Genomic DNA, 26,998 nt, shown 5'->3' with positions numbered 1-26,998 from the left:
CGCTGTGGATCAGGCCAGGCCCAGCAGTTCCAGGCGCTGGCGCACCGAAGCTTCGATGCCGGCTTCGTCGAGGCCGCATTCGGCAAGCATCTGCGCCGGTTTGGCGTGCTCGACGTAGGCGTCGGGCAAGCCCAGGTGCAGGATCGGCTTGAGGATGCTTTCGCGGGCCAAAAACTCGCTGACCGCGCCACCGGCGCCGCCCATGATGGCGTTTTCCTCGATGGTTACCAGCAGTTCGTGGCTACCGGCGATCTCGCGGACCAGGGCTTCATCCAGGGGTTTGACGAAACGCATGTCGACCACGGTGGCGTCGAGCTTTTCGGCCACTTGCAGGGCTTCCGCCAGTTGCACGCCGAATACCAGCAGGGCCACTTGCTTGCCTTGACGGCGGATCACGCCCTTGCCGATCTCGATCGGTTCCAGGTCCTTGTCGATCGGCGCGTTGGGGCCGGTGCCGCGCGGGTAGCGCACGGCGGCGGGGCCGTTGTACAGGTGCCCGGTGCTGAGCATCTTGCGCAACTCGTTCTCGTCGCTCGGGGTCATCACCAGCATGCCGGGGATGCAACGCAGGTAGGACAGGTCGAAGCTGCCGGCGTGGGTCGGGCCGTCTTCGCCCACCAGGCCGGCGCGGTCGATGGCGAACAGCACATCGAGGTTCTGTACCGCCACGTCGTGGATCAGTTGGTCATAGCCGCGCTGCAGGAAGGTGGAGTAGATCGCCACCACCGGCTTCGCGCCTTCGCAGGCCATGCCGGCTGCCAGGGTCACTGCGTGTTGCTCGGCAATTGCCACGTCGAAATAGCGCAGCGGGAAACGCTCGCTGAAGGCCACCAGGTCCGAACCTTCCTTCATCGCCGGGGTGATGCCCACCAGGCGCGGATCGGCGGCAGCCATGTCGCACAGCCACTCGCCGAAGACGCCGGAATACTTCGGACCGCCAGCCTTTTTCGGTGCGGCCGCCGGAGCATCCAGGGGTTCCAGCTTGGTGATGGCGTGGTAGCCGATCGGGTCGACTTCCGCCGGGGCGAAGCCCTTGCCCTTCTTGGTCACCACATGCAGGAACTGCGGGCCCTTGAGGTCACGCATGTTGCGCAGGGTGGCGATCAGGGTCGGCAGGTCGTGGCCGTCGATGGGGCCGATGTAGTTCCAGCCCAGCTCTTCGAACAGGGTGCCGGGGACCAGCATGCCCTTGGCGTATTCTTCGGTGCGGCGGGCGATTTCCCAGGCACCGGGCAGGCGCGACAGCACTTTCTTGCTGCCTTCGCGCATGCTGGCGTAGGTGCGGCTGGAGAGGATCTTGGCCAAGTAGTTGGACAGCCCGCCGACATTGCGCGAGATCGACATGTCGTTGTCGTTGAGGATCACCAGCATGTTGGCGTCCACTTCCGGCGCGTGGTTCAGCGCCTCGAAGGCCATGCCCGCGGTCAGGGCGCCGTCGCCGATCACCGCGATGGCCTTGCGCTCGCTGTGCTGCAGGCGGGCGGCGATGGCCATGCCCAGGGCGGCGCTGATGGAGGTGCTGGAGTGGCCGACGCCAAAGGTGTCGTACTCGCTCTCGGAGCGCCGCGGGAAGGCCGCCAGGCCGTCTTTCTGGCGCAGGCTGGCCATCTGTTCGCGACGACCGGTGAGGATCTTGTGCGGATACGCCTGGTGACCCACGTCCCACACCAGCCGGTCGTCCGGGGTGTCGAACACGTAATGCAACGCAATGGTCAGCTCGATGACCCCGAGGCCGGCACCGAAATGCCCGCCGGTCTGGCCGACCGTGTAGAGCAATTCCAGGCGCAACTCATCGGCCAGGGTTTCCAGCTCGGCTTCACCTAACCGACGCAGGCCGTCCGGCGTCTGGGCACGGTCGAGCAGCGGCGTGGTAGGGCGTTTGCGGGGAATCTCATGAAACGTCGTGGGCATCAGGCGAATCGTTATAGGTATAGAAAGAGGCGGCAGTTTACCTTATGCATCGCAAGCTGCCCACGCGGAGCGCCGAACTTGGCCGATATGCGGTCCGGCTATCGGGAGTCGATCAGCTGCGGCGCTCGACGATATACCGCGCCAGCTCGCGCAAGGGCTCGGCCGCTGCGTCAAACGGACGCAGCGCATGCAGCGCCTGGTCCCGCAATTCCAGGGCGTATTCCTTGGCTGCGGCCAGGCCCAGCAGCGCCGGGTAGGTCGGTTTGTCCCGAGCGATGTCGGCACCCTGGCGCTTGCCCAGGGTGGCGGTATCGCTTTCGACGTCGAGGATGTCGTCCTGCACCTGGAATGCCAGGCCGACTGCCTGAGCGTAGGTCTGCAGGGCCTTGAGTTCGTCTTTCTCGGCCCGGCCGCTGGCCAGGGCCCCGAGAATCACGCTGGCTTCAATCAGCGCGCCGGTCTTGTGCCGGTGCATGTACTCCAGGGCTTTCTGATCGAGCTTGAGCCCCACCGAGCCCAGGTCGATGGCCTGGCCGCCCACCATGCCCGCCGGGCCTGCGGCCTGGGCCAGGGTGGTGACCATGCGCAGGCGTATCTCGGCGCTGGCGTCGCTCAGCCCCGGGTCCAGCAGGGCGCTGAAGGCCAGGCTCTGCAAGCCGTCGCCGGCGAGGATCGCGCAGGCTTCGTCGAACGCCTTGTGGGTGGTGGGCTGGCCGCGACGCAAGTCGTCATCGTCCATGGCCGGCAGGTCGTCGTGGACCAGGGAGTAGGCATGAATCAGTTCTACCGCGCAGGCCGCGCCGTTGGCTTGCTCGGGCCGGCCGCCCAGGGCCTCGCAGGCGGCGTAGGCCAGCAGCGGGCGCACACGCTTGCCGCCATTCATCACGCTGTAGCGCATGGCTTCATAAAGACGGGCAAGTTCGGGGCTTGGCGCGGTGAACAGGGTGTGCATTGCAGCGTCGACGCGGGCCTGGCTGGTGGCCTGATAAGCGGCAATCATTCTGGCTGTTCCGCGTCGAAAGGTTGTTCGGCCAGTTCGCCGTCGCGCTCCAGCAGGATCTGCACCTTCTGCTCGGCCTGGGCCAGGGCGGCCTGGCAATCACGGGTCAGGCCGATGCCTTGTTCAAAGGCGGTCAATGAGTCTTCCAGCGACAGCTCGCCGTTCTCCAGACGCTCGACCAGGGTTTGCAGGTCGGCGAGGGATTGTTCGAAATCTAAGGCAGCTTTTTTGCGGGCCATGGCGGCTATCCCGGTTGACGTTAAACCGGCGCGACACTAGCAGACACCGGGGTTTCGGGCAAATGAGAAGCGCTCGCTGGCACGCGTTTCACTGGCCCTGGCTTGAGCGTTTCACGGGGTTTTTCCAGGGGTGCCGAGACGCTCCGGCAGGTCTTCGCTGCGTGGACTGGTGCGGCTTTCCAGAGGGAGTTCCAGGCCAGGCGCCGTGCTGTTGCCAGATCCAGCGTGGGTGGTCCATGGGCGGGCTCTTCGGGGATGAGCCGAATAAATGCGCTATTCGGCTCAGCGTCCAGTTGCACCCTGCCTGAATCAGGCGGATGCAGCGTCGGTCTTGAGCGTGCTGCGCCCTGGTTCACCGGGCGGTGGTGCCTGGATCAGCCACTCCCCGGGCACAGCCTCGATGCGTGGATCAAGGGTCGAGGCCTGCACGCTTGGCGGATGCTCGGGCATGGCCACGTGCTGCAACGGCGCGTCGTCGACCCGGAACTCCCCGCTGACCTTGCTCGGTTGTACCCGCCAGGCCAGCAGCAGGGCGAACAGCGAAAACACCATGTATAAGGCGTTGTGGCCATAGAGGCTCATCAGCGCGCCGCTGAGCAGCGGCCCCAGGCAGGCGCCGACGCCGTGGGTGGCCAGGAGCATGGCGCTCAGGGCCACGCGTTGGGGTTGCTCAATGTGGTCGTTGGCCAGGGCGACCGCCAGCGGGTAGAGGCTGAACAACAGCAGGCCGCTGAGGCAGGCGAACAGCAGCAAGAAGGTAAACGACAGGCCGAACAGCCCCCACAAAGGCACAGTCACCAGGCACAGGAGCAGCGCGCAGGCGCGGATCAGTCGCGCGCGGTCGAGGCGATCCGAAAGCCAGCCGAGCGGCCACTGGGCGCACAGCCCGGCCAGGATCGCCACGGCGACGAAAGTGCCGGCTTGGGCCGTGTCCAGGCCGCTCAAGGTGATGAACACCGGTGCCAGGGCATAGAACGAACCGACCAGCAGTCCGGTGATGAACACCGTGCTCAGGGCTTGCGGCACCCGGCGCCAGAAAAAGCCGATCTGCAGGGGTGCTGTCACCAGCTTGGCCGGGTGCAGGCGTCGGGTCAGGGCGACGGGTATCAGGCACGCGGCGAAACACAGGGCGACGATCAGCAGAGGCTTGAAGTCCAGTTCGGGACGCCAGATCAGCACGCTCTGACCCAGCATCAAGCCCAGGGAGACCGCCACCATGTAGCCGGCGAACACCGCGCCGCGCTGCTGGTTGCCCGCCTGCTCGTTGAGCCAGCTTTCGATCACCATGTACTGGTTCATCATCACCAGGCCGGTGATGAAGCGCAGCACCAGCCACAACCACAGATCTTCGAACAGCAGGTGCAGGAGCACGATCATGGTCGCGGCACCCGCGCAGGCGACGTAAGAGCGGATATGGCCCACGGCGGCAATCATCCGATGGCCGAACTTGGCGCCGCAGACCATGCCGGCGTAATAGGCGGCGGTCAGGCCACCGATCCACAGTTCGCCGACCCCGTCGCTGGTCAGGCGCAGGCCGATAAAGCTGAAGAACAGCCCGTTGCCGGCAAGCATCAGGAGGGTGGCGCAGTAGAGCGCGGGGAATGTCAGCAGGTTCAGGTTCATGAGTCGTCAGGTCGGGGCGGTCAAGGGCCGGTGTCGCGGGCAAGGTGGGTGTGTTCCAGCAGCCATTGGCGAAAGCGGCGTACGGCGGATGGTGGGTTGCGGTGGTGCGGTTGCATCAGGTTCAGGCGCCCGCGGCTGGGCATGCGCTGCGGCAGTGCGCGTTGCAGGCGTCCGGCGGCGAGTTCGTCCTGCAGCAGGCTTTCCCAGCCCAGGGCCACGCCCTGGCCCATCACCGCCGACTGCATCAGCAACTGGTAGCTGTTGGTGCGCAGGGCGTGTTGCGGGGAGTGATAGGTCGCGCCCACGGCGCTGAACCAGTCGGACCAGGTCAGCCAGTCGTGATAGTGGTCTTCGACAATCAGCAGCCGGTGTTCCTGCAGCAGGTGTTGCGCATCGCGAATCGGCCCCTTGCGGCTCAGGTAGTCCGGGCTGCAGACGCAGATCACCTGCTCCCCGGCAAAGACCGGGGTCAGCTCCAGGCCCAGGGGCGCCGGCAACTCGTCCAGGTGATAGAACAGTCCCAGGTCGTACTCGCTGACATCCAGGTGCTGGGGGCTTTCACTGCAGAGGATGCGGATGTCCAGCTCCGGATACAGGCTCTGGAACGCCGGCAGCAGGCGCGCCAGCCAGATCGAGCTGATGGTCGGGGTGCTGGCCAGGGTCAGTTGGCGCTCGGCGCCGCGGCGGCGCAGTTCCGCCGACTCGCGGTCCAGCTCGCGCAGCAGGCGCTGGATGGTGCGAAAGTAACGCTCGCCCGCCGGGGTCAGGCTGATGCCCAGGTTGTGGCGGTGGAACAGCGGCCGGGCGAGGTTTTCCTCCAGCCGCTTGATCTGGCGGCTGACCGCGCTCTGGGTCAGGTTCAGTTCCTGGGCGGCCCGGGTAAAGCTCAAATGACGGGCCACGGCCTCGAAAGGCTGCAGGCAGTTGAGAGGGGGCAGATCGACGTTTCGATGCGACATGCGGGTACCAGTCTACAGGGGCGGGCGCTGTGTCCTGCGTCCCGCCGAGTCTCGGAGATTGGGCATCCTGCCACGCTTTACAGCGTGGATCGGGCGATCCGTTTGTGCCACTGGCGTTGATGAATCTGCCGGCCATCGAGTCGCGCAACCTGGGTGGCGCGCAGGTAGAACCATTGCGCGTCGGCGTGCAGGCCCAGGGTGCTGTCCACTTCCACCGACCAGGTGCCGCGACCGGCCCGGTAATGCCATTGGATATCGGCCCGGGTCGACAGCGGGTCCCAGGGCAGGGTGCGGTACTGCTCGGTGCAGCGCTGGTCGACCCACAGGCCGTGGTCGAGCAAGCGCATGGCGCCCAGGTCGTCGTCGATACACACGCAGACTTCGCCGCTGGCCACGTCTTCGCTGAGGGTGCGCTTGGGGGCGGCGGCGCGGATGATTTCCAGGTTGGCCGGCGGGGCGCTTTGCGGGGCTTCGAACGGACACGCCACGGGTTCGCCGATGAACACCGGCAACTGCACGCTCTGCACCTCGGGCAGCAGGGTCAGGGTGGTCAGCTCCCGGGCCGGCCACAGCAACGGGAAGCTGGCGGTGCTCAACGCCAGGCGCAGGCGATAACCGGCCGGCAGGCGATAACCGACATGGTCGAGGTTGAAGCGCACCTGCAGGGGCGCGCCGGGCTCGGGTGGGCTGGCCACGGCGAAGTCGTCGCGCAGCGACAGGTTCAGGGTGCCGTAGGTGATCTGCGCCACCTGACCGTCCGGGGCCACGGCGTTGAGCCGGGCGACGATCTGCCCGCAAGGCTGGTCCGAGGTCAGGCGCAGGTCCAGGCGCACATCGCCCAGCAAGGCCAGGGGCTCGCTCAAGGGCTGGCTGTCGAAGCACAGCGAATGAGCATCGTCCCGGCGCTGGTCGGTGGGGCCGTCCGGGCCGAACCAGATGGCGCAGTACTCGCCCTGATGCAGGCCGGTGGTCAGGGGCGAGCAAATGCTGCGACTTGCGCTCAGCGCTTGCGCTCCCGCGCTGAGCCCGCTGTCGCTGAGGCTGAAGGTCTGCCACTGGATCTGTGGATCGGGCCAGCCGGCGGTCTGCACCCACACGCCCGGGCGTTCGGCGTAGCTGGCCTTGGGCGGCACGGCGTCCTGCAGGTAGAAGGTGCAGGCGGGCTCGTCCATCACCCCGTTGTCGATGCCCTTGAGCCAGTGGTCCCACCAGCGCTTGGCCTCCTGGAGAAAACCGATGGCCGGGTTGGGCACGGCAAAGTGCGGGTACTTGTGAATCCAGGGGCCGAGCAGGGCTTTCTTCGGGCCATTCAGGTGCTGCATCAGGCGCGGCACGCTGTTCTTGTAGGCATCGCCCCAACCGCCGATGCAGTACACCGCGGCCTTGATCGCCGCGTAGTCCTCGCACACCGAGCCCTGGCGCCAGTAGTCGTCACGGGTCTGATGCTGCAGCCAGGTTTCGGCCAGCATCGGCATGGCGTCCAGGCGTTGCTGCCATTGCGCCTGCCAGTCCGGTACCAGCAGCGGGTCCGGTACGGCGGCGCTGAAGTTGAGCATGGTGGCGGCCCAGCCCTGGTTTTCCATCAACAGGTTGCCGCCCTTGTAATGAATGTCGTCGGCGTAGCGGTCGTCGGTGGAACACAGGGTAATGATGGCTTTCAACGCTGCGGGTTGATGGGCTGCCACTTGCAGGCCGTTGAAGCCGCCCCAGGAGATGCCCATCATCCCCAGGTTGCCGTCGCACCAGGGTTGGGCGCAGAGCCAGTCGAGCACCTCCAGGGCGTCCTGTTGTTCCTGCGGCAGGTACTCGTCGGCCATCAAGCCCTGGGATTCGCCGTTACCGCGCATGTCCACGCGCACGCAGGCGTAACCCTGGCCCGCCATCCAGGGGTGGGTCAGGGCATCGCGCACGGCGGTGCCGTCGCGCTTGCGATAGGGCAGGTATTCGAGAATTGCCGGGTAACGCCGGGTGCCGGCATCGGCCGGCAGCCAGATACGCGCGGCCAGTTGGGTGCCGTCACGCAGAGGGATCAGGCAGTGCTCGATCTCGCGGATCGGATGGGGAAAGTCGCGGATGACGTCCATGGGCTACTCCAGTCGAAAAAGGGGCCGGCACCGGGCCGAGCGCGGTGGATCACAGCAGGCTGAAGGGGTATTCGGTGACCAGGCGGATGTGGTCGATATCGCCGTTCGAGGTTCCGTGGATGCGGTAGGTGCCCTGGCGCAGGCTCAGGGACAGGTCCTTGGCGACGCCGCTCTGCACCCGGTAGCTCAGGTCGATGTCCCGCTCCCATTGGCGCTCCTTGTCGGCGTAGTAGCGGTAGGGGCTGTCCTGGGGGATCCGCCGGCCGTCGACATGGCTGCCACGGATGTAGCGGGTGCCGAAGGACAGGCCGGGCAGGCCCAGGTGTTCCAGGTCGAGTCGGTAGCCCAGGCTCCAGGAACGCTCGCCGGGGCCGTTGAAGTCGGCGATCAACGAGGCGTTGGCCAGGTAGATCGAGCCGTGGAAGCCGCCGCCGCTCAGGGCCAGGTAGTCGAAGGGCTGCTGGCCATGGATGCGTTGGTGGGCCAGGGTCACGGTGTGCGGGCCCTGGTTCAGGGCCAGCGCCGCCGACCAGGCCGTTACCGCGATGTCTCCGGCCAGGGCCTTGCCGTCGTCCAGGGAGCGGTAGAGTCGCAGGTCCAGGTTCAGGCTGCGCCGTTCCTCGGCGTCCAGGGGCTGGTCGAGGTTGAGGTTGACGTAGTGCTGGCGCCACAGGTCCTGGTAGCGCGAGCTGTAGAGCCCCAGTTCGACCTGCGGATGCAACTGGTAGGTGCCGCCCAGATAGCTGGCGTCGCCGCCCTCGACCCTGGCGTAACCGGCGTGGAAGCCGCCCCGATGGCCGGTCTGGTTGAAGTCCCGGGAGGCGGTGAAGTGCCCGCCCTCCAGCAACAGGCCTTCCACCTCGCGGCTGCTGAAGGCCAGGCCGGTGGCGGTCGCCGGCATCAGCCGGTTGTCGGCCAGGGCCAGCACCGGGGTCTGTGGCCGCAGGTCGCCGTACTTGAGCTCGGTATTGGACAGGCGCATTTTCAGCGCGGCCCCGGCGGTAGCCGATTCTCGGCGGCTGCTGCCGTCGCTGTCGCTGACCAGCATCATGGTGCGCGCCCGGCCACCACCGCTGTCGAGTCGGGTGGCGAAATAGGCATGGGCATCCAGGCCCCAGCCCAGGGTGCCCTGGGTGTAGCCGGAGGCGTAGTCCAGCTGCAGGCCCTGGCCCCACTCGCGGGCATCCAGGTCCAACTGACGATGGTCGTTGTTGCGGTAGTTGTTGCGCACCAGGCCGTTGATTCGGCTGTCTTCGACAAAGCCCCGGGATTGCGCCTGACTGGCGTGGGCCAGCGCGGGGCAGAGCAGCGTCAGGCCCAGGCCGCCCAGGATCAGGAGACGGACGTTCATGGGGTAGGCCCTCGTGACGAGTGGCTTTCCCCGGGCTCTTGCGCTGGCCGCGGCGGTGTCAGCAATGCCGGGTTTTTCATCCAGATAATCAGCGCGCTGCTGGAGAGCAGGACAATCAGCATGCCCGGCAGGCCGCCCAGGTTGGAGAGCATCTTGACCCCGTCGATGCCGACGTAGGCCACCATCACCCAGGACACGCAGCCGATGATCGCGCCCCAGATCACCTTGAGCAGCGGGTTGCCGTCCAGATCGGAGTCGGCGGTGACCCCGCGACTGCACAGATTGCCGATGACGTCGGTGCTGGAGTCGGCAGCGGTGACGAAGGAAATGAAGGCAATGAACAGCAGGAAGGCAATGATCAGGCCGCTCGCCGGCAACTGCTGGAACACCTGGTACAGCACGTGCTCCACCCCTTGCTCGTTGAGCACGCGGTTGAGTACCCCATCACCCTGGGCGTCGAAGTACAGGCTGCTGCCGGAGAAGATGCAGATCCACAGGGCGGTGAACAGCGCCGGGTAGAGCATGGAGATGTGGATGAACTCGCGCACGGTATAGCCACGGCCGATCTTGCCCAGGAACATCGCACTCACCGGGGCCCAGGCGAACCACACCGACCAGTAGAACACCGTCCAGCTCTGGGGCCAGTTATCGCCACTGGCCGCGCCGGTGAACAGGCTGCGGCCGAAGAAGGTCTGCAGGTAGGTGCCGAAGGACTCGATGCCGAGGCTGAAGATGTACAGGGTCGGCCCGCAGACCAGAACGAAAAGCCCCAGCGCCAGCATGATCCAGGTGTTGAAGGTGGAGAACTTGACGATGCCCTTCTGCAAGCCGCTGGCGGCGGAGAACACGAAGGTGGCGACGATCACCGCGATGATCAGTCCCAGGCGCAGCGGTGTGGTTTCTCCGCCGATGTACTGGCTCAGGCCGCCGGACAGGGTCAGGGCGCCGGTGCCCAGGGAAGAGGCCATGCCCGCCACCAGGGCGAACATCGCCAGGGTGTCGATCAGTCCGGCATGGCGCTTGACCCATGCCTGGCCGAGCAGGGGTTGCAGCATGGCGCCGATGGAGAAGTGGCCGCGCAGGTTGTAGAACACCAGGGCGAACACCAGTGAGGGCACCAGATAGATGGCGTAGGGCGTCAGGGTCCAGTGCAGGAACATGCTGGACATGGCGAAGTGCTTGGCTTCGCTGCTGCCGGCTTCGATGTTCAGGCTCGTGGGCGGGCCATACAGGTGATAGAGCGGCTCGGCGGTGGTCCAGAACAGCACGCCGACCGCCAGGGTGGTGCAGAGGGCCACCATGAACCAGCGCGGCTTGCTCAGCAGGGGCTTGGCGTCTTCGCCACCGATGCGCACCCGCCCCAGGGGCGAAAAGTAGACGATGGCGGTCAGTACCAGGAGGAAGAAGCTGCCGGCGCTGAACAGCCAGGAAAAGTTGTCGAGGATGATCCGGTTGAGCTGCCTGCTCACCGCCAGGAAACCCTGCAGATCAAGGTAGCTGGCGATCACGGCTGCCAGCAGAATCAGAAAGGTGGGCCAGAAGACCCAGGCTCTTAACGGATACTTCATCAGTGAGGCACTCCCGTTGCTTATCTTTTTTATGGCCAGGCGAGGCCGCAATCACAGGGCGCCGCGGTGCAACGCTGCGGCGTTCTTAGATAAGCGTTGAGTGGTGCGCTGTAGCAATCGACTAATGGGTATGGGGTCATTCCCTGAGGGAATGCGCGATGGCCCCTGGCTGCCATGGGCGATGGCCGGGCCGATTGGTGTAGCAGGCATTGCAGAGCGCTTGCCGCAGGGTCGATCGGCAGCCGTCGGTGGTTGGCGGCCGGACGCTTGCGAGTGCTGGAGAGAGGGGGCCTCTGGGGCAGATTCGTACTTGAACTAAGGGTTTTTCTTGTCGGCTGATGAGGTGCGCAATTAATGGCGTATGGCCACCTTTCTCGGCGCGGATAATGTCGCCGTAGTGGCACCTGCGGGGCGGACTTCAGCAGGGTGTCGATTGCCTTGCAAAATCCCTTTTCGCCAATTGTGCAACAGGCGCCAAGTCGCTAATCTGCGGCCTTTCCAGCGCCCTTTGTCGCCGGGCACTCTTTCTGAATATTCGCAGCCGCGCCGAGGATCTGGCGCCAGGGTTTTCCCATGCATGGCAGGACGCATTACATGCGCGTTTTATCCTCCCTCCTGCTGACCTTGCTGGTGGCCGGGGCGGCGTTCGCCGAACCTTCCGCCGAACTTCAGGAACCCCTGGCCGGCTGGCGCTATTCCGGACTGCTGGACCGTACCGAGCAGGACCGGGTGGCCTATCCGACGCCACCCATCGACCGTGGCATTCAACGCAACCGCACTCTGATCGAGGGCCAGCTCAAGGCGATCGGTCACTTGCGCCAGCCCCATAGCCTGTCGGTCAACGGCAATCCGCTGAACCTCTACACCGACGAACAGGGCCGCTTCGCTCGCCCTTATGCATTTGGCGCCGGCTCCAACAGCGTCGAAGTGCGCAGCTCCGAGGGCAAGTCCCTCAAGCGCGTGCAATTCTACGAAGCCAATCAGAACAAGACGCCCCCACGCATTCGCGTGGTGCTGGGCTGGGATGATCCCAAGGCCGAGCTGGACATGCACATCATCACCCCCGACGGTCAGCACGCGTTCTTCGGTCATCCCGGTTTGACCAACGGTGGCGGCCTGGACCCGGACGGCGTCGACGGGCCGGGCCCGGAAATGTTCACCATGACCGCGCCGCTGCGGGGCACCTATCTGATCTACGTCAACTACTGGGGCAACTTCGGCGGTGGCGGGTACAACTTCGACGAAGGCAGCAATCAGAACGAGGTGATCACCTCGCAGATCAACCTGATCCTTAACGAAAACACCGTCGATGAGAAACGCGAGACCTTTATTGTGCCCATGCGGGCCATCGGCGACCTGTTGCTGGTCAAGTCTTTCAACTATTGAACATCCCGCACCACGGATGAATTGGGCTTTGTGAATCATGAGCGAAAACACAGCATCCCCGGCGGCCGGCGTTCCCGGCCCTGTACAACCCGGTAGCAAACGGCGCTGGCCAGCACTGGTCGCGGGCCTGTGTCTGGTCGCCGCCGCAGTCGCGGGTGTGGGCTGCAAGCCCAAGACCCCGGTGGTCGAACTGGCCGGCGACAAGCTGGGCCTGAGTCGCCCCGACGGGCTACTGGAAACCCACTCCCTGACGCAACTGCCCAAGGACCTGCTGGCGGTGCCTTTCCTCAAGGACACCCTGACCGAAGACTTCGTCTTCTATTACCAGGCCCACGCCGACCGCCTGGGCCTGATCGGCAGCCTGCGGCGGATCATCTACGAGCATGACCTGAAATTGCAGGACAACCTGATCGAGCAACTGTTCGACCAGCCGGCGGATGTGGCGCTGTGGCGCGGTGTCGATGGGCGTCTCAAGGATTTCCTGCTGGTGATGGATCGTGGCGGGCTGGCCAAGCTGCTGGAGCCCCTGGCCAAGGTTGCCCTGGACGACACGCAACTGAGCAAGCTGGCTGAGCTGAAGGTCGGCGGCGATGCGGTGACCCTCTACCAGTTGAACTACAACGCCGGTAAATCCCTGGCGTTCGCTTCCCACGGCGACAAACTGGTGGTGCTGTCCAACCCGGCCAAGCTGTATGACCTGAGCAGCGGTGCCGACGATGAGCATGGCGCCGTCTCCACCGCTGCCCTGGAAGCCCTGCTCAACGGTGACAAACTGTTCCCCGAAGCCTTTGGCCTGGAGGCGCGCAAGCCTGAAGTGCAGCAACGGTTGGCGGTCAACTCCAGTGTCCTGGCCATGGGTTACCAGCGTTTCATCCCCAACTTCGCCGGCCTGCGCTTCGACATGGACGCCAAGGGCTGGCACAGCTACCTGGCCATGCAAGAGCAGGACAACCAGCCGGCCTTCGACTTCAAGCCGATCTGGCAGGCCATGCCCATGGGCGCCAGTGCCTGCGTGGCGCTGCCCCTGGCAGCGGAGCAGCAGAAACCGTTGCTGGTCAAGCTCGGTGCCGAAGAAGCGGTGGCCAGCAGCCTGACTGAACACATGGCCGGCACCGCCGGCCTGTGCTGGTACGCCGATTCGCGGCTGTACACGCCGCTGCTGGTGGCCAGCCTCAAGGATAAGGACAACACCCAGCTCGATGGGGAACTGGGCAAGCTGTTCGGTTCCATGGTCGGGGCCCGGGAAAGCAAGGTGCCGGAGCGCATCTTCCCTGTGGTCGAGCAGCAGAACGGCGAGGTACACCAGTGGCAGCGCCAGGTCAGTTCCAACTTCGGTCAGTACCCGGCCAAGGAGGCCAAGGACCCGCAAGCCATCACCGGCCGCGCCTTCATGCAGGTCAGCCTGGCTCGCCATGGTTCGACCCTGGTGTTCTCCCTGGACGACAAGCTGGTGAGCAAGGCCCTGGATACTTTGGATAAACGCTTCCCGCCCCTGGCCGATGTGGTACCCAAGGATGCACTGATGCCGGTGTACCTGGGCCCGCAATCCCTGGCGCAGTTGATCCAGCAGGAAACCTTCGACAGCTTGCCCCAGGACATGGAGCCGGTGTTCAACAACGCTGCGCAAACCTACCTGGTGCCCAAGCTGCGCACCCTTGGCGGTTACGGCAAGTACGCCCTGACTCTGCCCGAAGGCAGCGAGCCCAACGGTCACTGGCAATGGCTGCCCCTGCAATGGCGCGCGCTGTGAGTGCATGGCGCAAGAGTCTTTCCAGCCTCGGCCTGCTGGCCCTGTTGCTGAGCAATGCCGTGGGCGCGACCCTGGTGCCGCCGCTGGACGTGCAGCAGTCCCAGGTGTTTCGCGCCTGGTTCGTGCGCATCGCCCAGGAGCAACTGAGCCAGGGGCCGAGCCCGCGCTGGTACCAGCAGGACTGCGCCGGCCTGGTGCGCTTTGCCGCCAACGAAGCGCTCAAGGCCCACGACAGCAAATGGCTGCGGGCCAACGGCATGTCCAATCGCTACCTGCCGCCGGAGCTGCAACTGAGCGAAGGCCAGCGTGGCCTGGCCCAGCAGTGGCAGCAGGGCGGCGGCCAGACCGGGCCCTACGTCAACGCCATCAAGCTGATCCAGTTCAACAGCCATCTGGTCAGCCGTGACCTGGGCCAGGCGCGCCCCGGTGACCTGCTGTTCTTCGATCAGGGCGACGACCAGCACCTGATGATCTGGATGGGCCGCAACATCGCCTATCACACCGGCACCACCACCCCCACCGACAACGGCATGCGCTCGGCCAGCGTGCAGCAACTGATGACATGGAAGGACACTCGATGGATACCCGACCCCGCCAACCCCAACTTCATCGGCATCTATCGACTGAACTTCCTCACCCAATGAGCGAATCGCGTATGTGGCGTTTTCTGTTTCGACTGACTGTTGTTCTGACCCTCGCGGCCCCCGCGAGCCTGGTCAATGCCGAAGACTCGGTGCCGTCCAGCGATTACGCGGCGGTCTCCGGCGAGAGTTTCTTCCTCCTGGCCGACAGCAGCTTTGCCAGCGACGAGCAGGCCATGGTGCGCCTTGAGGCTCCGGGCCGGGATTACCGGCGCTTTCGCATGGAGCCCTACGGCGGCGCGGACATCCGGGTGTACCGGATCAACCAGCCGCTGGACTTCCTCAAGCGCCAGAAGAACCTGCACCGGGTGGTCAGTGACGGCCAGTTCAAGGGCGAGGGCCTGTCCAACACCCTGGCCTACCTGTGGGACAACTGGTATCGCAAATCCCGCCGGGTGATGCAGCGTGCCTTCTCCTACGAGTCACGCAAGCAGGTGACCGAGGAGGTGCCGGAACTGAAGGTCGGCAATTCGATGTTGGCGCCGACGCCCTATGACGCACAGCCGCAGTTCGCCCTGATTCCGGGGCTGCCGCTGGTGACCCAGTTCCGTTATCCGCTGTGGCAGGCCAAGCCGATCCAGCCGCCGGCCGGGGTTGACCTGTCCGGTTCCTCCAGCCAGTTCATCAACGTCGCGCCGGGCAACGTCTACATCCCGCTGGGGCAACTCAAGCCGGGCCTGTACCTGGTGGAAGCCCTGGTGGGCAAGTACCGCGCGACCACCATGGTCTTCGTCTCCAACACCGTGGCGGTGAGCAAGATTGCCGGTGACGAGCTGCTGGTCTGGGCCGCAGGCAAGCATGAAGGCAACTCCGTGCCCAAGGTCAACGTGCTGTGGACCGACGGCCTGGGCGTGATGAACAGCGGCGCCACTGACGAGCAGGGCCTGGTGCGCCTGAAACACGTCAGCCCCGAGCGCTCCTACGTGATCGGCGAGGACCAGGAAGGCGGGGTGTTCGTCTCCGAGAACTTCTATTACGACAGCGAAATCTACGACACCAAGCTCTATGCGTTCACCGACCGGCCGCTGTATCGCCCGGGGGACTGGGTATCGCTGAAAGTCGTCGGCCGCGAGTTCAAGAACGCCCGGGATTCGGTGCAGCCGGGTGCCGGCACGGTGAATGTCAGCGTGCTGGATGCCGCCGGCACCGCGCTGCAGAACCTGACCCTGAATCTGGATTCCAAGTCCGGCACCCAAGGCCGTTTCCAACTGCCGGAAAATGCCGTGGCCGGTGGTTATGAGTTGCGTTTTGCCTACAAGGACCAGGTCTACAGCAGCGCCTTCCGCGTGGCCGAATACATCAAGCCGCACTTCGAGATTGCCCTGAGCCTGGCCAAGCCGGACTTCAAGACCGGCGAGCCGGTGAAGGGCAACCTGGTACTGCTCTATCCGGACGGCAAGCCGGTGGCCAATGCGCGCCTGCAACTGAGCCTGCGGGCCCAGCAGCTGTCCATGGTGGACAACGAACTGCAGTACATGGGCCAGTTCCCGGTGGAACTGACCAGTGCCGAGCTGACCACTGACGCCAAGGGCAGTGCCACCCTCGACCTGCCAGCGGCCAGCAAGCCGAGCCGCTACATGCTCACCGTGTTCGCCAGTGACGGCGCGGCGTACCGGGTCAAGACCACCAAGGAAATCCTCATCGAGCGCGGCGCTGCAAGCTTCAGCCTGAGTGCGCCACAGCGCTTCAGCGCCGCCGGCGACAAGGTGCAGTTCAGCTACGTCAACCAGAACACCGGCGAGCAGAGCCAGAAGGTTTCCCCCAGCCGCTACAGTTGGGTGCGCCTGGAAGACCAGTCCACCGGCGAGGGCAAGCTGGGCGAGGCCGACAAGGGCTTTGCCCTGGCCTTCGAACGTCCCGGCACCTACAACCTGACCCTGAAGGACGAGCACGACCGAGTGCTGGGCGGCACCAGCCACTCGGTCACCGGCGAAGGCGTTAAAGCGGTGCCGGGCACCGTGGAAATCGTTCTCGACAAGGCCGAATACAAGACCGGTGACGAAGCTCTGGCGCTGATTACCTTCCCCGAGCCGATCAACGATGCGCTGCTGTCGCTGGAGCGCGACAAGGTCGAAGCCACGGCGCTGCTGTCCAAGGGCGGCGACTGGCTGAAGGTGGAAAAACTCAGCCCTACCCAGTATCGCGCCCGGGTGCCGGTGAAGGACAACTTCGCACCGAACCTGACGTTCTCTGTGCTCTACACCAAGGGCGGCGAATACAGCTTCCAGAATGCCGGGATCAAGGTGCTGACACCGCAGATCGATGTGGCCATCCACACCGACAAGGACAAGTACCAGCCGGGTGACCTGGTCACCGTGGACCTGTCCACCCAGTTCGCCGGCAAGCCGGTGCCGGCGCACCTGACGGTCAGCGTGGTGGACGAGATGGTCTACGCGTTGCAGCCGGAAGTGGCGCCGAGCATCGACCAGTTCTTCTACCACCCTCGGCGTAACAACGTGCGCACCAGCGCCAGCCTGTCGTTCATCAGCTACGACGTGGCCCTGCCGGGCAGCCCCACCGCACCGGGCAAGGCCAACCGCAGCGAGCGTGGGGTCAAGGTGCTGGAGCGGCCACGTCGTGAAGACGTCGACACCGCCGCCTGGCAGCCGGAGCTGGTGACCGATGGCAGCGGCAAGGCGCGTTTCACCTTCCGCATGCCGGATTCCCTGACCCGCTGGCGCATTACCGCTCGGGCCATCGCCGATGACGGCCAAGTGGGGCAGAAGAAACAGTTCGTTCGTTCCGACAAGGCTCTGTACCTGAAGTGGAGCGGCCCGAGCCGCTTCCGCAGTGGCGACAAGCCGGACCTGGGGGTGTTTGCCTTCAGCCAGTCCGAACAACCGGTCAAGGCCGAGCTGGTGATTCATTACGCCGGGGAATCCCAGCGCCTGCCGCTGACCTTGAACAGCGGGATCAACTATGTGGCGCTGCCGGCCATTGCCCCGGGCAATGGCGAGTGGAGCGCCGAGCTGGTGCAGGGCGGCAAGACAGTGGACGCCCTGGCTGTGCGTCTGGTGAGCAGCGCGGCTGGCTGGCAGACGGTGCAAACCCAGAGCCTGGACGTGGTCAGCACCACGACGCCGTTGGGCCTGCCGGCCGATGCCGCAGAGATTCGCCTGCGTCTGGACGACAGCCCGCAAGCGCTGTTCCGTTCGGCCCTGGATGGGTTGCTGGAATACCCCTATGGCGGCGTCGAGCAGACCGCCAGCCAGTTGCTGCCGTTGAGCGTTGCCTACCCGGCGCTGGCCAGCAACCCGCAGATTCGCGATCGGTTGCGCCTGATCATGCAGAACAGTCGCCTGCGCCTGGTGCATATGGCCGGGCCGGAAGCGGCGTTCACCTGGTGGGGTGAAGACGCCGAACCGGATGCGTTCCTCACCGCCTATGCCTATTACGCTGACTGGAATGCCAGCAAGGTCATGGAGCTGAACCTGCCGCCGGAACACTGGCAGCGGGTGCTGGAGGTCTATGCCAAGCAGGCCGGCAGCACGCCATTGCTGCAACGGGCGCTGATCCTGTCCTTCGCCCGTGAGATGAACCTGCCGATCAATACCCTGGTCAGGGGACTGATGGACGACCTGGCCAAGGTGGGGGCCGGTCCGGCTGCCAGCATGGATGACGACAGCAGCGACAGCCTGGTGATGGTGGACCCGGATTCGGCCCTCGGCCTGGCCAGCGCCCGGGTGCTGACAGCCGCCCTGGCGCGGGACGCCAAGGTCACGCCGCCACCTGCCTTCGTGGCGCAGTTGGAGGCGGCACAGCAGCAGGTCGACATCAGCTCGCAGCCGTTCGCTCAGGCAATGAATCTGTCCTTGAAGCCTTTCGATCAAGCGACGGCGCGCGCATTGCTGCAACGTCTGCTGCCATCGCAACCGACCCTGGACCGTGCTCTGGCCCTGACCTGGCTGCAGCGTAGCGTGGCCCAGTCGGCACCGGCCGAGGCCCTGAATCCGGGGCAGGGCTGGCAACAGCAGCAGGGCGCCAGCGGCGAACGCTACTGGCAGTGGCAAGGGCCGCAGGTGCCGGCCGTGCTGACCCTGGACAAGGTGCCGGAGCGTCCGCTGCAGGCCTCGGTCAGCTACCTGAGCAAGCTGGACATGGGCACGCCGTCGCCGGTGAACATTACCCGTCGCCTGTTGCGCCTGGTGCCCGGGGATGAAGCCTTCACCTTCAAGCTGGAGCCGGTGGGTAACAAGCCGATCGCCAGTGACGGCCTGTATCTGGACGAAGTGATCATTGCCAACGAGGGCAACCGGCCGCTGCTGTACGGCATGCTGGAAGTGCCGTTGCCGCCGGGCGCCGATGTCGAACGCACCACCTGGGGCATCAAGCTGGCCGGTCCTGCGGGCACTGAAGCGGCGTCCCTGGAAAAAGCGCGTTTCGAACCCGGGCAGATGAGTTACGCGGTGCCGCTGGATGCGTTGAACGACAACAGCGAAGTGCGTCTGCGGCATTTGATCCGCTTCTCCCAGAAGGGCCAGTTCAACCTGCCTGCGGCACGTTACTACCAGGTGTATGCGCCAGAGCATCAGGCCCAGGAACGTACGCCGGCACTGGGTCAGGTCACGGTCAAATAACATGACGCGGTGTTGGGCCTGGTTGTGCCTGTGTCTACTCCCTGGGCTGGTGACAGCCCAGGACGAGCCTCTGCGCCTGGCCTGGAAAGCCGCCCCGGACAGTGAGCTGGTGAGCCTGAGCAAGACTCAGGTGCTGGCTCGCGAGCCGTTGCCGCAGGATCTGCAAGCGCCCCTGGGCAGCATCTGGAAACTCTTCGTCTACGCCTGGCTGGTGGATACCGGCGCACAAGAACCGGCCTATGCCTGCCAGGGCAAGTCCAAGGACGAGGTCTATTGCTGCACGGCAGGCGGCAGCATTGCCCGGGATCAGGCCCTGGTTCGCTCCTGTGGTCTGTACTTCGAGCCTCAGCGCTTGCAGCTGTCCAGTGCTGACTGGCGCGCCTACTGGCAAGCGCGCAATGCTCCGAACTGGCTGCAGGACCTGGACCAGTTGCAACCCCAGACCCGGGTTCCGGTGACGCAACTGTTGCAGGTGCTGGCGCTGCTGCCGGCACGGGATACGGCGCGGCGCGTGCTGCTGGATGTGGTGCTCAATGCCGGTGACGGTGCCGTAGCGGGCGAGTTGGGTGGGCGCCTGCGGGTCAAGACCTGGAGCTGGCTGGCGGATCAGGACCCGCAGTCGCGCCAGGGCGGCTTTGCCGGTTGGCTGGTGGATGGTACGCCGCTGTGGGTGGGCGGGCGCGGTACTAGCCAGCGGGTGCTGAAGGACTACGCCCAGGCCCTGAACCAAGTGCTGCCGGACAATCCGCCTGTGGATGAAGGCCGCTGTGTGGAAGTCAGCCTGTTTTCCCGCTACCCGCTCAAAAGCGTCAGCCAGAAGGGTCAGCCAGCCAGGCCGGGCGCTCTGCAAGGGGATTATCGGGTGGAATTTGCCAACGGCAACCGGCTGGATATCCACAGCGCCGGCGAGTTGTTCCTGCAGCAAGACCCTGCGGCCCAGCGACTGGTGGCGCGCCTGGACCGTGAAGAATATGTGGCCCGTGTGCTGCAACGCGAGGCCAGCAGTGAACCGGCGGAGGCCGCCAAGGCCCTGGCCGTGGCGATCCGCACCTACCTGCTGCAGAACGCCGGACGCAGCGGCGAATGCCTGAGCATCGACGACAGCAGCAATCGCCAGCGGGTCGCGCCGCGCCCGGCGACCGCCCAGGCCCGCGCCGTTGCCGCCTGGACCAGTGACCTGGTGTTGGCCGGCACGCAAGTCACCTACCACTCGGACCTGAGTGCGCCGGACAAACTGTCCTGGCAGCAGGCCGTTGAACAGGCGCGCGCTGGCCAGCGTTACGACGCCATCCTGCTGCATGCCTACCCTCGGGCCAGCCTCAGCCGCTGGGACAACCCGGTGGCGTCTTGCGAACCCTTGCCCGCAGCTCAGGAGTGGCTGTTGAACCAGCGTCGGCGCTGGCGCCAGCCGCTGGAGCAAGAGATCGGCTACAACGAAATCAGCCAGTTCGCCGTGTGCCGCCTGAGCTTCGGTCGGCCCTACGTCGACCGCGAACGACAACGCATCTACGTGCGTGGCGTGCTCTCGCTGCAAGACCGCCTCGACCTGACTCACGAATACCTGCACCTGGCCTTTGAAGCTCATCCCAACGGCCAGGATGAAACCTACATCGAAGGGCTCGCCCGTCATCTTTTATTGGAATAGGCCATGAAACTTCCTGCTCCCCCGGTCCTCCTGTTCCTTTGCGGAATGTTCAGCCTGCCCATGGCCCTGGCCGACAGCGGCATCCAGCTCGACACCCCCAAAGGCGGCTGGCGGACCCGCGCCGTCGATGGCGAGCAATACATTCAGGAGGTCAACTACCCAGCCTCCTCGGTGAACACGCCCCAGGGCCAGGCCGATAGCGCGCGTATCAGCGGGCAGATCAAAGGCGCGCCCAAAGCGAGCAAGGAGCCGGGCCAACTGATCGTCAATGGCGTCAGCATGCCGCTCAAGTTCAATGAACAAGGTGGTTTCGACCGGCCATATTCCTTCCCCAATGGCAGCAACAGCGTTGAGGTGCGCAGCCCGGACGGCCAGCAGCGCAAGCGCGTGCAGTTCCTCAATACCGGCGGTGGCGTGACTCCGCCCAAGTTGCGGGTGCTGCTGTCCTGGGACAGCGACAACACCGACCTCGACCTGCACCTGGTGACCCCAGACGGCGCGCACATCTGGTATGGCGAGCGCGTGGCCCCCAACGGCGCGGCCCTGGATGTGGACGTGACCACCGGCTACGGCCCGGAAATCTTCTCCATGCCGGCGCCGCTCAAGGGCCAGTACCTGGTGTATGTGAACTACTACGGTGGCGGCTATCGCAGTGACGATGAAGACGGCGGCCAGGAAAACGCCGTGCAGCCCCTGACCACGGCCCAGGTCACGGTGATTACCGAGGAGGGCACGCCGGATGAGAAGAGCGAATCCTTCATCGTGCCGATGCGGGCGCCTGGGGAGCTGACCCTGGTACGCAGTTTCAGCTATCCATGATCGGGCTCAATCTATCCGCCTGCCCGAGCGTTGGTTCATTGCCCTGAGACAATACGGTTGCCCGGCGCTTGCCTTGCAATGAATGACCATTCATTGGCAGGGAAATGCGCAACATGGGTAGGTTTCAATCGTGGTTGAAGTGTTGTGTGGTGGTCGGCAGTTGTGCCTCCGGCCTGGTGTTGGCTGCCGGTGCCGACGGCTTGCAGAGGGTCAAGGTTGACCTGGTGGCACCGCCCCAGGTGCACGCCCATGAACAAGTGGTCAGCGGGCCGCCGAAGGTCGTGCAGTTTCGCATGACTGTGGAAGAGAAAAAGATGCAGGTGGATGACCAGGGCACCACCTTGCAGGCCATGACCTTCAACGGCTCCATGCCCGGCCCGACGCTGGTGGTGCACGAGGGCGACTACGTCGAGCTGACGCTCAGCAACCCGGCCAGCAACAGCATGCCCCACAACATCGATTTTCACGCCGCCACCGGCGCCCTGGGCGGGGCCGCGCTGACCCAGGTCGTGCCGGGCCAGGAGGTGGTGCTGCGGTTCAAGGCCGATCGTAGCGGCACCTTTGTCTATCACTGCGCGCCGTCGGGCATGGTGCCCTGGCACGTGGTCTCGGGCATGAGCGGAACCTTGATGGTGCTGCCTCGCGATGGTTTGAAAGACCCTGCCGGCAAGCCCTTGCACTATGACCGCGCCTACACCATCGGTGAGTTCGATCTGTATATCCCCAAGGACAAGGACGGGCATTACAAGGACTACCCGGACCTGGCCTCCAGCTACCAGGACACCCGTGAAGTGATGCGCAAGCTGACCCCGAGCCATGTGGTGTTCAACGGCCGGGTTGGGGCTCTGACCGGGGCCAATGCGCTGACCGCCAAGGTCGGGGAAAGCGTGCTGTTCATCCACTCCCAGGCCAACCGCGACAGCCGTCCGCACCTGATTGGCGGCCATGGCGACTGGGTCTGGACCACCGGCAAGTTCGCCAATGCCCCTTTGCGCAATCTGGAAACCTGGTTCATCCCCGGCGGTTCGGCGCTGGCCGCGCTCTACACCTTCAAGCAGCCCGGCACCTACGTGTACCTCAACCACAACCTGATCGAGGCCATGGAGCTGGGGGCCCTGGCTCAGGTCAAGGTCGAAGGCACCTGGGACGATGACCTGATGACCCAGGTAAAGGCCCCGGGGCCCACTGTTCCGGCCAAGCCTTGACCTGAAGCCGCGCCGTGGCCGCGGGGTTCAAGCCGCGGCTCCGAAACCTGGCATCAGAGGTTCAGGGCGAACTTCAGGTAGCCCGGGTACGCCTGGCGCCAATCGTCCTGGAAGGTGTGGCCTTCGGCATGTTCATGGCTCTGGACCTGGTTGCCGGGTTCCAGGGCCTGTTGCGTGGTGGCGGTGAGCTTCTGGTTGCTCTCGTGCTCTTGGGCGCCATGGACAATGACGATGCGCTTGTCCCGGGCCCGGGTTTCGCCGAACGGAATCCGGTAGCCGCCGGGGGACAGCAGCAACGCGCCGCTGTACTGCTGCGGGTATTCGGCGATCAGGTGCGAGGCGTGCTCGGCGCCTTGGGAGAAGCCCATCAGGGCAATGCGCGAGCGGTCGATGCGAGTCTGTTTTTCCAGTTTCTTCAACGCCGCGCTGACCGCTTCCTGAGTGGGCGCTACAGAGTGCTGCTGCCACATGAACTGGTGCTCATCGCGCTTGAGGGTGCCGTTGATGCCCACCAGCACGGCCTGCTCGCCCACAAGGTCGGTGCGCATATCGACGCCGTCGCTGCCCTCGGTGCCGAATCCCGATAGCCAGACCACCACCGGCCAGCCTGCGGCCGGGGCCTTGCCCTGGGGAATACTGAAGGCCGCAAGGCCGGCATCCTTGGCCTTGGCCGGGTAGTTCTGTTCCGCGGCTCGCAGCAGCTTCTGGTAGGCCGGGGTCTGCTGCAGGGATTGCAGTTCGTCGTCCTCCTTGAGAATCACCAACTGCCAGAAGCCTCGCTCGCGGGCCTGATCGAGGAATTCGGCGGCGCGCTTGTTCTTGTCCATGGCGGCCAGGCTCCCAGCCGCCTGATAAGAGGCGTAGGCATTCTTCGGGTCGAGGCGGGCGGCGGTCAGGTAGTAGGCGAGGGCGCCAGCGTAGTTGTCATGCTGGCTCTTTTCGTTGTCCCCGGCCTCAATGAAATCCGCCGGCGTGGCCTCGTCCAGGTACAGGTTGGCCATACCGGCCAGGCCTTGCCAACGGCCCTTGGCGACGTCCTGTTGCGCATCGGCATGGGCCCAGGAACCGCTGAGGCTCAGAGCCCCGAACAACGAGAGGAATGACAGGGGCAGGCGTACTGCGGCCGGCAACGACATGACTGAGCGTCCTTTTTCAGTGAAGGAAGTCCCGGGCCGTTGCCCGAAACGGCGCGCAGCTTAGCATGGTGGATCGCCCTGGCGGACGACCCGTGCACTGGCTGGATTCAACGCCGAAATGCCAGATCAGTCGCTCTGATCGGCGGTGGAAAGTACCTCGTCGATCTTCCAGCAGCCCTTGTCCTTGATCATCCGCACATCGACGATCTGGGTGGTGTCCGGGGTGCTGCCCAGCGTCACCTGTTCCTTGGCGCTGGAGCCCTGGACCTGCGGTTCGCTGACCTTGATCTGGGTCAGCCACTCATCCATGTAGTCCTGGGCTTTGAGGAAGTAGTCCTCTTCCAGGCCGTCGGGGCTGGCCATCTGTTTCTTGATCTTGGCGATCAGCGAGTCCGTGACGTATTTCTTCATCTCGGGGACGCTGTCGGTGATCGGGTCCTTGTCTTCGCTGAAGGTTTGCAGGTACCAGCTGTAGAACGCCTGGGTGGCGGGTTTTGGCGAGCTGGCGCAGTCGGCCAGGGCGACCGACTGATGCATGGCGACCGCTGCCAGCAGCGAGCAGAACAGCATTCTCATGGGGAACCCCTTACGGATGGCGATAGATTTTGTAGGCAGGCTTCTGCACCCGATAGGAATGCCCCGGGTAAAAACCGTGCAGTTGCTTGAAGTCTGACACCCAGATGGTGCCGTTGAACATCGCCATGTGGCCGTGGGGGTGCCCGGGAATGGGCTGGATGATGACCACGTCGCCTGCTGCGGGCGCCTGGCCGGCCGGTTGCTCGATAAAACCGGCGGAGGTCAATGATGAGCCGAAATCCTTGGCCGAGTGCTTCCTGTGCAAAATCACCCCACCGCCACCGGCTTCGATCGCTTTGCGGGTATAGGCCGCGCAGCGCCCGGTACTGCCGGCGTGAGCGTGCGCGTTCAAGTGACTGATAGCGGCTTGTTTATTCCACATTCCTTGTTATCCGAGAGTCCTGAAGAGCGGCGATTCTATGCTTGCGCAGGGGTAGCGGAAATACTGGCTAAGTGCCTTTTCTTCGGGCTTTGGGGGCCGTATCACAGTTATCGTTAAGGCCGCTAAAACCGCGTTGAGTCCACTTCGGCAAAGGTTGCCCTGACCATTCAACCCGGCTGTAGCTCAGGGACGTTGCGCGCCGCCGTTTGCACCCGGTTGCGCCCCCGGTCCTTGGCGCCATACAGGGCTTCATCGGCCAGGGAAAGCAGGCGCGGCAGATCGTAGCCTTGGGTTTCACTGGTTACTACGCCAATGCTGACACTGAGCAGCCCTGGCTCCAAAAGAGGCAACCGGGCAAATGCCTGGCGAATCCGTTCGGCGACCCGCACGGCGGACTGCTCGTCGGTCGATTCCAGCAGGCAAGCGAACTCTTCACCGCCGATGCGGGCAAACACGTCTTTGCCGCGCAGGGTGTCTGAGAGTACCCGGCTGAAGGCGATCAGCGCCTGGTCACCGGTCTGATGGCCAAAGGCGTCGTTCAAACGCTTGAAATGGTCCAGGTCGCACAACAGCAAGGCTATTGGCGCGCCTCGACGCTGGCATTCGAGCAGCATCCGCTCGCCATGGACCATGAACGCCCGGCGGTTGCCGATGCCGGTCAGGGCGTCACAGAAGGCTGCGGCCTTGAGGCGCAGTTCGACCCGTTCCTTGACCATGCACAGGGTCACGTAGGCGATGCCGATCACATACAGCATCGATTCGAACAACATGAGCGAGAACAGCGGCACTCCGGCGCCGTAGCCTTTGAGCACCTGATCCATGGCCAGGCCCTGGTCAATCACCGCGCGCACGCTGTAGAACACGGTGTGCAGCAGAGTCAGGGCCAGGGCAGGCATATAGGCAACTTCCAACTGCCGACGGCTGCGCCAGAACTCCAGCATGATCAGCAGGCCATAGCCGGCCACCAGCAGCGAATACACCGAGACCCGAACCGTCATCGACTGGTAGAACGCTGGAACCATGCACAGGGCCAGCCAGATGCCGGCCCCGGCGAGCATGCCCGGTGCATGGGGCGGACGTCCGGCGAACACCCGCATGGCCGTCCAGTTGAGACCGGCGCTCAGCAGCAGGACCACGTTGCCCAGCACCTTGGGTACGAAGTCCATGCCCATATCGCGCAAGCTCACCAGCACCATCCCCGCAGCGGCCAGCAGCATCATGCCGCCCAGGTAGGCCAGCGGGCGCTCGCGGGTTTCCTGCCGCCAGGCGTGGAAGGTCAGCAGGCTCATGAGGAAGAAAATGAACACCGAGACGACCAGCAGGGTGGGGATATGCAGGGCCATGTCCGGGGTTCTCGTGAAGTCGCGTTCAAGGGCGGGGAAGCAAAGCCGCGGCCGGAAGCGGGCGAATTGCCATCAGTGGGCGCGATTGTAGCGAGAACTTCCGGGCCTTGGTGGATGTTGCTGCAGGAAGTGCCCGGTCTAGCGAAATACGCCGCAGACCGCGTTGCCCTGGTAGCCGTGCGCGATGGGTCCGAGAAACATGAACGGACCACAGGCGTAGAAATCCGAACTGATTTTCCGATTTGTGTACAACAGCGGCACTTCGACGCCATTGATATCGTCGCCATAAGCGGTGGCGCTGTAGGACTCGCAGACTGGCAGCTTGAGTGGAATCGGCAGGATCACGACCAAGAGGGTGGTGCCACACCACTGGCGTTCGGGCGTGCTCTTTTGCGTGTGGGTGACAACCGGCTTCATGGAGTTGCCGATGAGCTTTTGGTGAGCGTCGGTCTTCGATACTTGCTGGTAGGGCATATCCACCCAGGCCCCCACGCAGCCGCTGAGGCCAAGCGTTGCAAGCGTCGCTACCAGTGCGCCTTTCATGGTCCGCTGCACGGGCTGCGGGAGGACCCGGCTGGGGCGCACGGCCGATGCTTCGGGCTTGGATTCCAAGGGGGCGGCAAAGCTGCGTAGGTCGTGCATCCTGCACCTGCTGTCGGAGTGGTCAGTTCTTTGCGTGCCCGGCTTGCAGGCATTAAAAAGCCGGCTTGTGGCCGGCTTCTCGGGGACTGGCTTGGTTCATTTTTGGTAAACCGCACCAGCCTTCAAAACGTACACCCAGCTCTTGCGGCTGGCTGTGGGAC

General features: G+C 64.7%; 20 protein-coding genes. 7 read left to right on the top strand and 13 right to left on the bottom strand.

The genetic code is table 11. From position 1 onward, the window contains the following. Positions 1 to 9 precede the first annotated feature (9 nt). The 8 genes from dxs to DWF74_RS12105 all read right to left on the bottom strand — a co-directional run bounded on the left by dxs (position 10) and on the right by DWF74_RS12105 (position 10,735). Complete coding sequence (gene dxs, locus DWF74_RS12140; RefSeq protein ID WP_102865299.1) at positions 10 to 1,911, bottom strand: 1-deoxy-D-xylulose-5-phosphate synthase; 1,902 nt, start codon at positions 1,909 to 1,911, stop codon at positions 10 to 12. A 112-nt stretch (positions 1,912 to 2,023) separates the two neighbouring features. Further along, positions 2,024 to 2,911: a polyprenyl synthetase family protein gene (locus DWF74_RS12135; protein WP_102882371.1), complete on the bottom strand. Its 888-nt coding sequence runs from the start codon at positions 2,909 to 2,911 to the stop codon at positions 2,024 to 2,026. Then, the gene (locus DWF74_RS12130) at positions 2,908 to 3,150 is read right to left on the bottom strand and encodes an exodeoxyribonuclease VII small subunit (RefSeq protein WP_011063724.1); all 243 of its coding nucleotides are present in this window, start codon (positions 3,148 to 3,150) and stop codon (positions 2,908 to 2,910) included. Before DWF74_RS12130 ends, DWF74_RS12135 begins: the two co-directional genes overlap by 4 nt. Before the next feature lie 309 nt (positions 3,151 to 3,459). Continuing rightward, positions 3,460 to 4,773 (bottom strand): MFS transporter, encoded by a 1,314-nt coding sequence (locus tag DWF74_RS12125; protein ID WP_115581030.1) that lies wholly within the window; start codon positions 4,771 to 4,773, stop codon positions 3,460 to 3,462. A 20-nt stretch (positions 4,774 to 4,793) separates the two neighbouring features. Further along, positions 4,794 to 5,732, bottom strand: coding sequence for a LysR substrate-binding domain-containing protein (locus DWF74_RS12120; RefSeq protein ID WP_115581029.1), 939 nt, complete (start codon positions 5,730 to 5,732; stop codon positions 4,794 to 4,796). Between the two features lie 77 nt (positions 5,733 to 5,809). After that, complete coding sequence (locus DWF74_RS12115) at positions 5,810 to 7,816, bottom strand: CocE/NonD family hydrolase (RefSeq protein ID WP_115581028.1); 2,007 nt, start codon at positions 7,814 to 7,816, stop codon at positions 5,810 to 5,812. 49 nt (positions 7,817 to 7,865) lie between these two features. Next, entirely contained in the window at positions 7,866 to 9,167 is a 1,302-nt protein-coding gene (locus DWF74_RS12110; RefSeq protein WP_102865304.1) for an OprD family outer membrane porin, read from the bottom strand. Continuing rightward, complete coding sequence (locus tag DWF74_RS12105) at positions 9,164 to 10,735, bottom strand: BCCT family transporter (protein WP_115581027.1); 1,572 nt, start codon at positions 10,733 to 10,735, stop codon at positions 9,164 to 9,166. Before DWF74_RS12105 ends, DWF74_RS12110 begins: the two co-directional genes overlap by 4 nt. 594 nt (positions 10,736 to 11,329) lie before the next feature. Here DWF74_RS12105 and DWF74_RS12100 point away from each other — a divergent pair. The 7 genes from DWF74_RS12100 to nirK all read left to right on the top strand — a co-directional run bounded on the left by DWF74_RS12100 (position 11,330) and on the right by nirK (position 22,758). After that, positions 11,330 to 12,121 carry a YfaP family protein gene (locus tag DWF74_RS12100; protein WP_115581026.1) on the top strand — a complete coding sequence of 264 codons (792 nt, stop codon included), beginning with the start codon at positions 11,330 to 11,332 and terminating at the stop codon, positions 12,119 to 12,121. Between the two features lie 37 nt (positions 12,122 to 12,158). After that, positions 12,159 to 13,871: a DUF2138 domain-containing protein gene (locus DWF74_RS12095; protein WP_115581025.1), complete on the top strand. Its 1,713-nt coding sequence runs from the start codon at positions 12,159 to 12,161 to the stop codon at positions 13,869 to 13,871. After that, positions 13,856 to 14,515: a DUF1175 domain-containing protein gene (locus DWF74_RS12090; protein WP_115581024.1), complete on the top strand. Its 660-nt coding sequence runs from the start codon at positions 13,856 to 13,858 to the stop codon at positions 14,513 to 14,515. The genes DWF74_RS12095 and DWF74_RS12090 overlap by 16 nt, the downstream gene beginning before the upstream one ends. Continuing rightward, positions 14,512 to 19,089, top strand: coding sequence for an alpha-2-macroglobulin family protein (locus tag DWF74_RS12085; protein ID WP_115581023.1), 4,578 nt, complete (start codon positions 14,512 to 14,514; stop codon positions 19,087 to 19,089). Before DWF74_RS12090 ends, DWF74_RS12085 begins: the two co-directional genes overlap by 4 nt. A 1-nt stretch (position 19,090) precedes the next feature. Then, a complete protein-coding gene (locus tag DWF74_RS12080; protein ID WP_115581022.1) occupies positions 19,091 to 20,734 on the top strand; it encodes a DUF2300 domain-containing protein in 1,644 nt (547 codons plus the stop codon). A gap of 3 nt (positions 20,735 to 20,737) precedes the next feature. Continuing rightward, a complete protein-coding gene (locus tag DWF74_RS12075) occupies positions 20,738 to 21,553 on the top strand; it encodes a YfaP family protein (RefSeq protein WP_115581021.1) in 816 nt (271 codons plus the stop codon). Positions 21,554 to 21,666: 113 nt separating this feature from the next. Beyond that, complete coding sequence (gene nirK / locus DWF74_RS12070; RefSeq protein ID WP_115582442.1) at positions 21,667 to 22,758, top strand: copper-containing nitrite reductase; 1,092 nt, start codon at positions 21,667 to 21,669, stop codon at positions 22,756 to 22,758. A 53-nt stretch (positions 22,759 to 22,811) separates the two neighbouring features. Here the strand turns inward: nirK and DWF74_RS12065 are convergent, their stop codons facing one another. The 5 genes from DWF74_RS12065 to DWF74_RS12045 all read right to left on the bottom strand — a co-directional run bounded on the left by DWF74_RS12065 (position 22,812) and on the right by DWF74_RS12045 (position 26,837). Then, positions 22,812 to 23,894: a dienelactone hydrolase family protein gene (locus tag DWF74_RS12065; RefSeq protein ID WP_115581020.1), complete on the bottom strand. Its 1,083-nt coding sequence runs from the start codon at positions 23,892 to 23,894 to the stop codon at positions 22,812 to 22,814. A 126-nt stretch (positions 23,895 to 24,020) separates the two neighbouring features. After that, positions 24,021 to 24,470 carry a DUF3828 domain-containing protein gene (locus DWF74_RS12060; protein ID WP_102865313.1) on the bottom strand — a complete coding sequence of 150 codons (450 nt, stop codon included), beginning with the start codon at positions 24,468 to 24,470 and terminating at the stop codon, positions 24,021 to 24,023. A gap of 10 nt (positions 24,471 to 24,480) precedes the next feature. After that, complete coding sequence (locus tag DWF74_RS12055) at positions 24,481 to 24,852, bottom strand: cytoplasmic protein (protein WP_102865314.1); 372 nt, start codon at positions 24,850 to 24,852, stop codon at positions 24,481 to 24,483. Between the two features lie 167 nt (positions 24,853 to 25,019). Next, entirely contained in the window at positions 25,020 to 26,195 is a 1,176-nt protein-coding gene (locus tag DWF74_RS12050) for a GGDEF domain-containing protein (RefSeq protein WP_115581019.1), read from the bottom strand. A 138-nt stretch (positions 26,196 to 26,333) separates the two neighbouring features. Then, a complete protein-coding gene (locus DWF74_RS12045; RefSeq protein WP_240322046.1) occupies positions 26,334 to 26,837 on the bottom strand; it encodes a hypothetical protein in 504 nt (167 codons plus the stop codon). Positions 26,838 to 26,998: the final 161 nt, after the last annotated feature.

The sequence above is a fragment of the Pseudomonas protegens genome (genome assembly GCF_003363755.1).
GTDB lineage: Bacteria > Pseudomonadota > Gammaproteobacteria > Pseudomonadales > Pseudomonadaceae > Aquipseudomonas > Aquipseudomonas danubii.
The sequence above is the reverse complement of the archived record's forward strand: the minus strand, read 5'-3'. Positions and strand labels throughout refer to the sequence as shown.

Bases quoted from the DNA above. Each gene is read 5' to 3' on its own strand.
- dxs (WP_102865299.1), bottom strand. From the start codon at position 1,911: ATGCCCACGACGTTTCATGAGATTCCCCGCAAACGCCCTACCACGCCG.
- DWF74_RS12135 (WP_102882371.1), bottom strand. From the start codon at position 2,911: ATGATTGCCGCTTATCAGGCCACCAGCCAGGCCCGCGTCGACGCTGCA.
- DWF74_RS12130 (WP_011063724.1), bottom strand. From the start codon at position 3,150: ATGGCCCGCAAAAAAGCTGCCTTAGATTTCGAACAATCCCTCGCCGAC.
- DWF74_RS12125 (WP_115581030.1), bottom strand. From the start codon at position 4,773: ATGAACCTGAACCTGCTGACATTCCCCGCGCTCTACTGCGCCACCCTC.
- DWF74_RS12120 (WP_115581029.1), bottom strand. From the start codon at position 5,732: ATGTCGCATCGAAACGTCGATCTGCCCCCTCTCAACTGCCTGCAGCCT.
- DWF74_RS12115 (WP_115581028.1), bottom strand. From the start codon at position 7,816: ATGGACGTCATCCGCGACTTTCCCCATCCGATCCGCGAGATCGAGCAC.
- DWF74_RS12110 (WP_102865304.1), bottom strand. From the start codon at position 9,167: ATGAACGTCCGTCTCCTGATCCTGGGCGGCCTGGGCCTGACGCTGCTC.
- DWF74_RS12105 (WP_115581027.1), bottom strand. From the start codon at position 10,735: ATGAAGTATCCGTTAAGAGCCTGGGTCTTCTGGCCCACCTTTCTGATT.
- DWF74_RS12100 (WP_115581026.1), top strand. From the start codon at position 11,330: ATGCGCGTTTTATCCTCCCTCCTGCTGACCTTGCTGGTGGCCGGGGCG.
- DWF74_RS12095 (WP_115581025.1), top strand. From the start codon at position 12,159: ATGAGCGAAAACACAGCATCCCCGGCGGCCGGCGTTCCCGGCCCTGTA.
- DWF74_RS12090 (WP_115581024.1), top strand. From the start codon at position 13,856: ATGGCGCGCGCTGTGAGTGCATGGCGCAAGAGTCTTTCCAGCCTCGGC.
- DWF74_RS12085 (WP_115581023.1), top strand. From the start codon at position 14,512: ATGAGCGAATCGCGTATGTGGCGTTTTCTGTTTCGACTGACTGTTGTT.
- DWF74_RS12080 (WP_115581022.1), top strand. From the start codon at position 19,091: ATGACGCGGTGTTGGGCCTGGTTGTGCCTGTGTCTACTCCCTGGGCTG.
- DWF74_RS12075 (WP_115581021.1), top strand. From the start codon at position 20,738: ATGAAACTTCCTGCTCCCCCGGTCCTCCTGTTCCTTTGCGGAATGTTC.
- nirK (WP_115582442.1), top strand. From the start codon at position 21,667: ATGGGTAGGTTTCAATCGTGGTTGAAGTGTTGTGTGGTGGTCGGCAGT.
- DWF74_RS12065 (WP_115581020.1), bottom strand. From the start codon at position 23,894: ATGTCGTTGCCGGCCGCAGTACGCCTGCCCCTGTCATTCCTCTCGTTG.
- DWF74_RS12060 (WP_102865313.1), bottom strand. From the start codon at position 24,470: ATGAGAATGCTGTTCTGCTCGCTGCTGGCAGCGGTCGCCATGCATCAG.
- DWF74_RS12055 (WP_102865314.1), bottom strand. From the start codon at position 24,852: ATGTGGAATAAACAAGCCGCTATCAGTCACTTGAACGCGCACGCTCAC.
- DWF74_RS12050 (WP_115581019.1), bottom strand. From the start codon at position 26,195: ATGGCCCTGCATATCCCCACCCTGCTGGTCGTCTCGGTGTTCATTTTC.
- DWF74_RS12045 (WP_240322046.1), bottom strand. From the start codon at position 26,837: ATGCACGACCTACGCAGCTTTGCCGCCCCCTTGGAATCCAAGCCCGAA.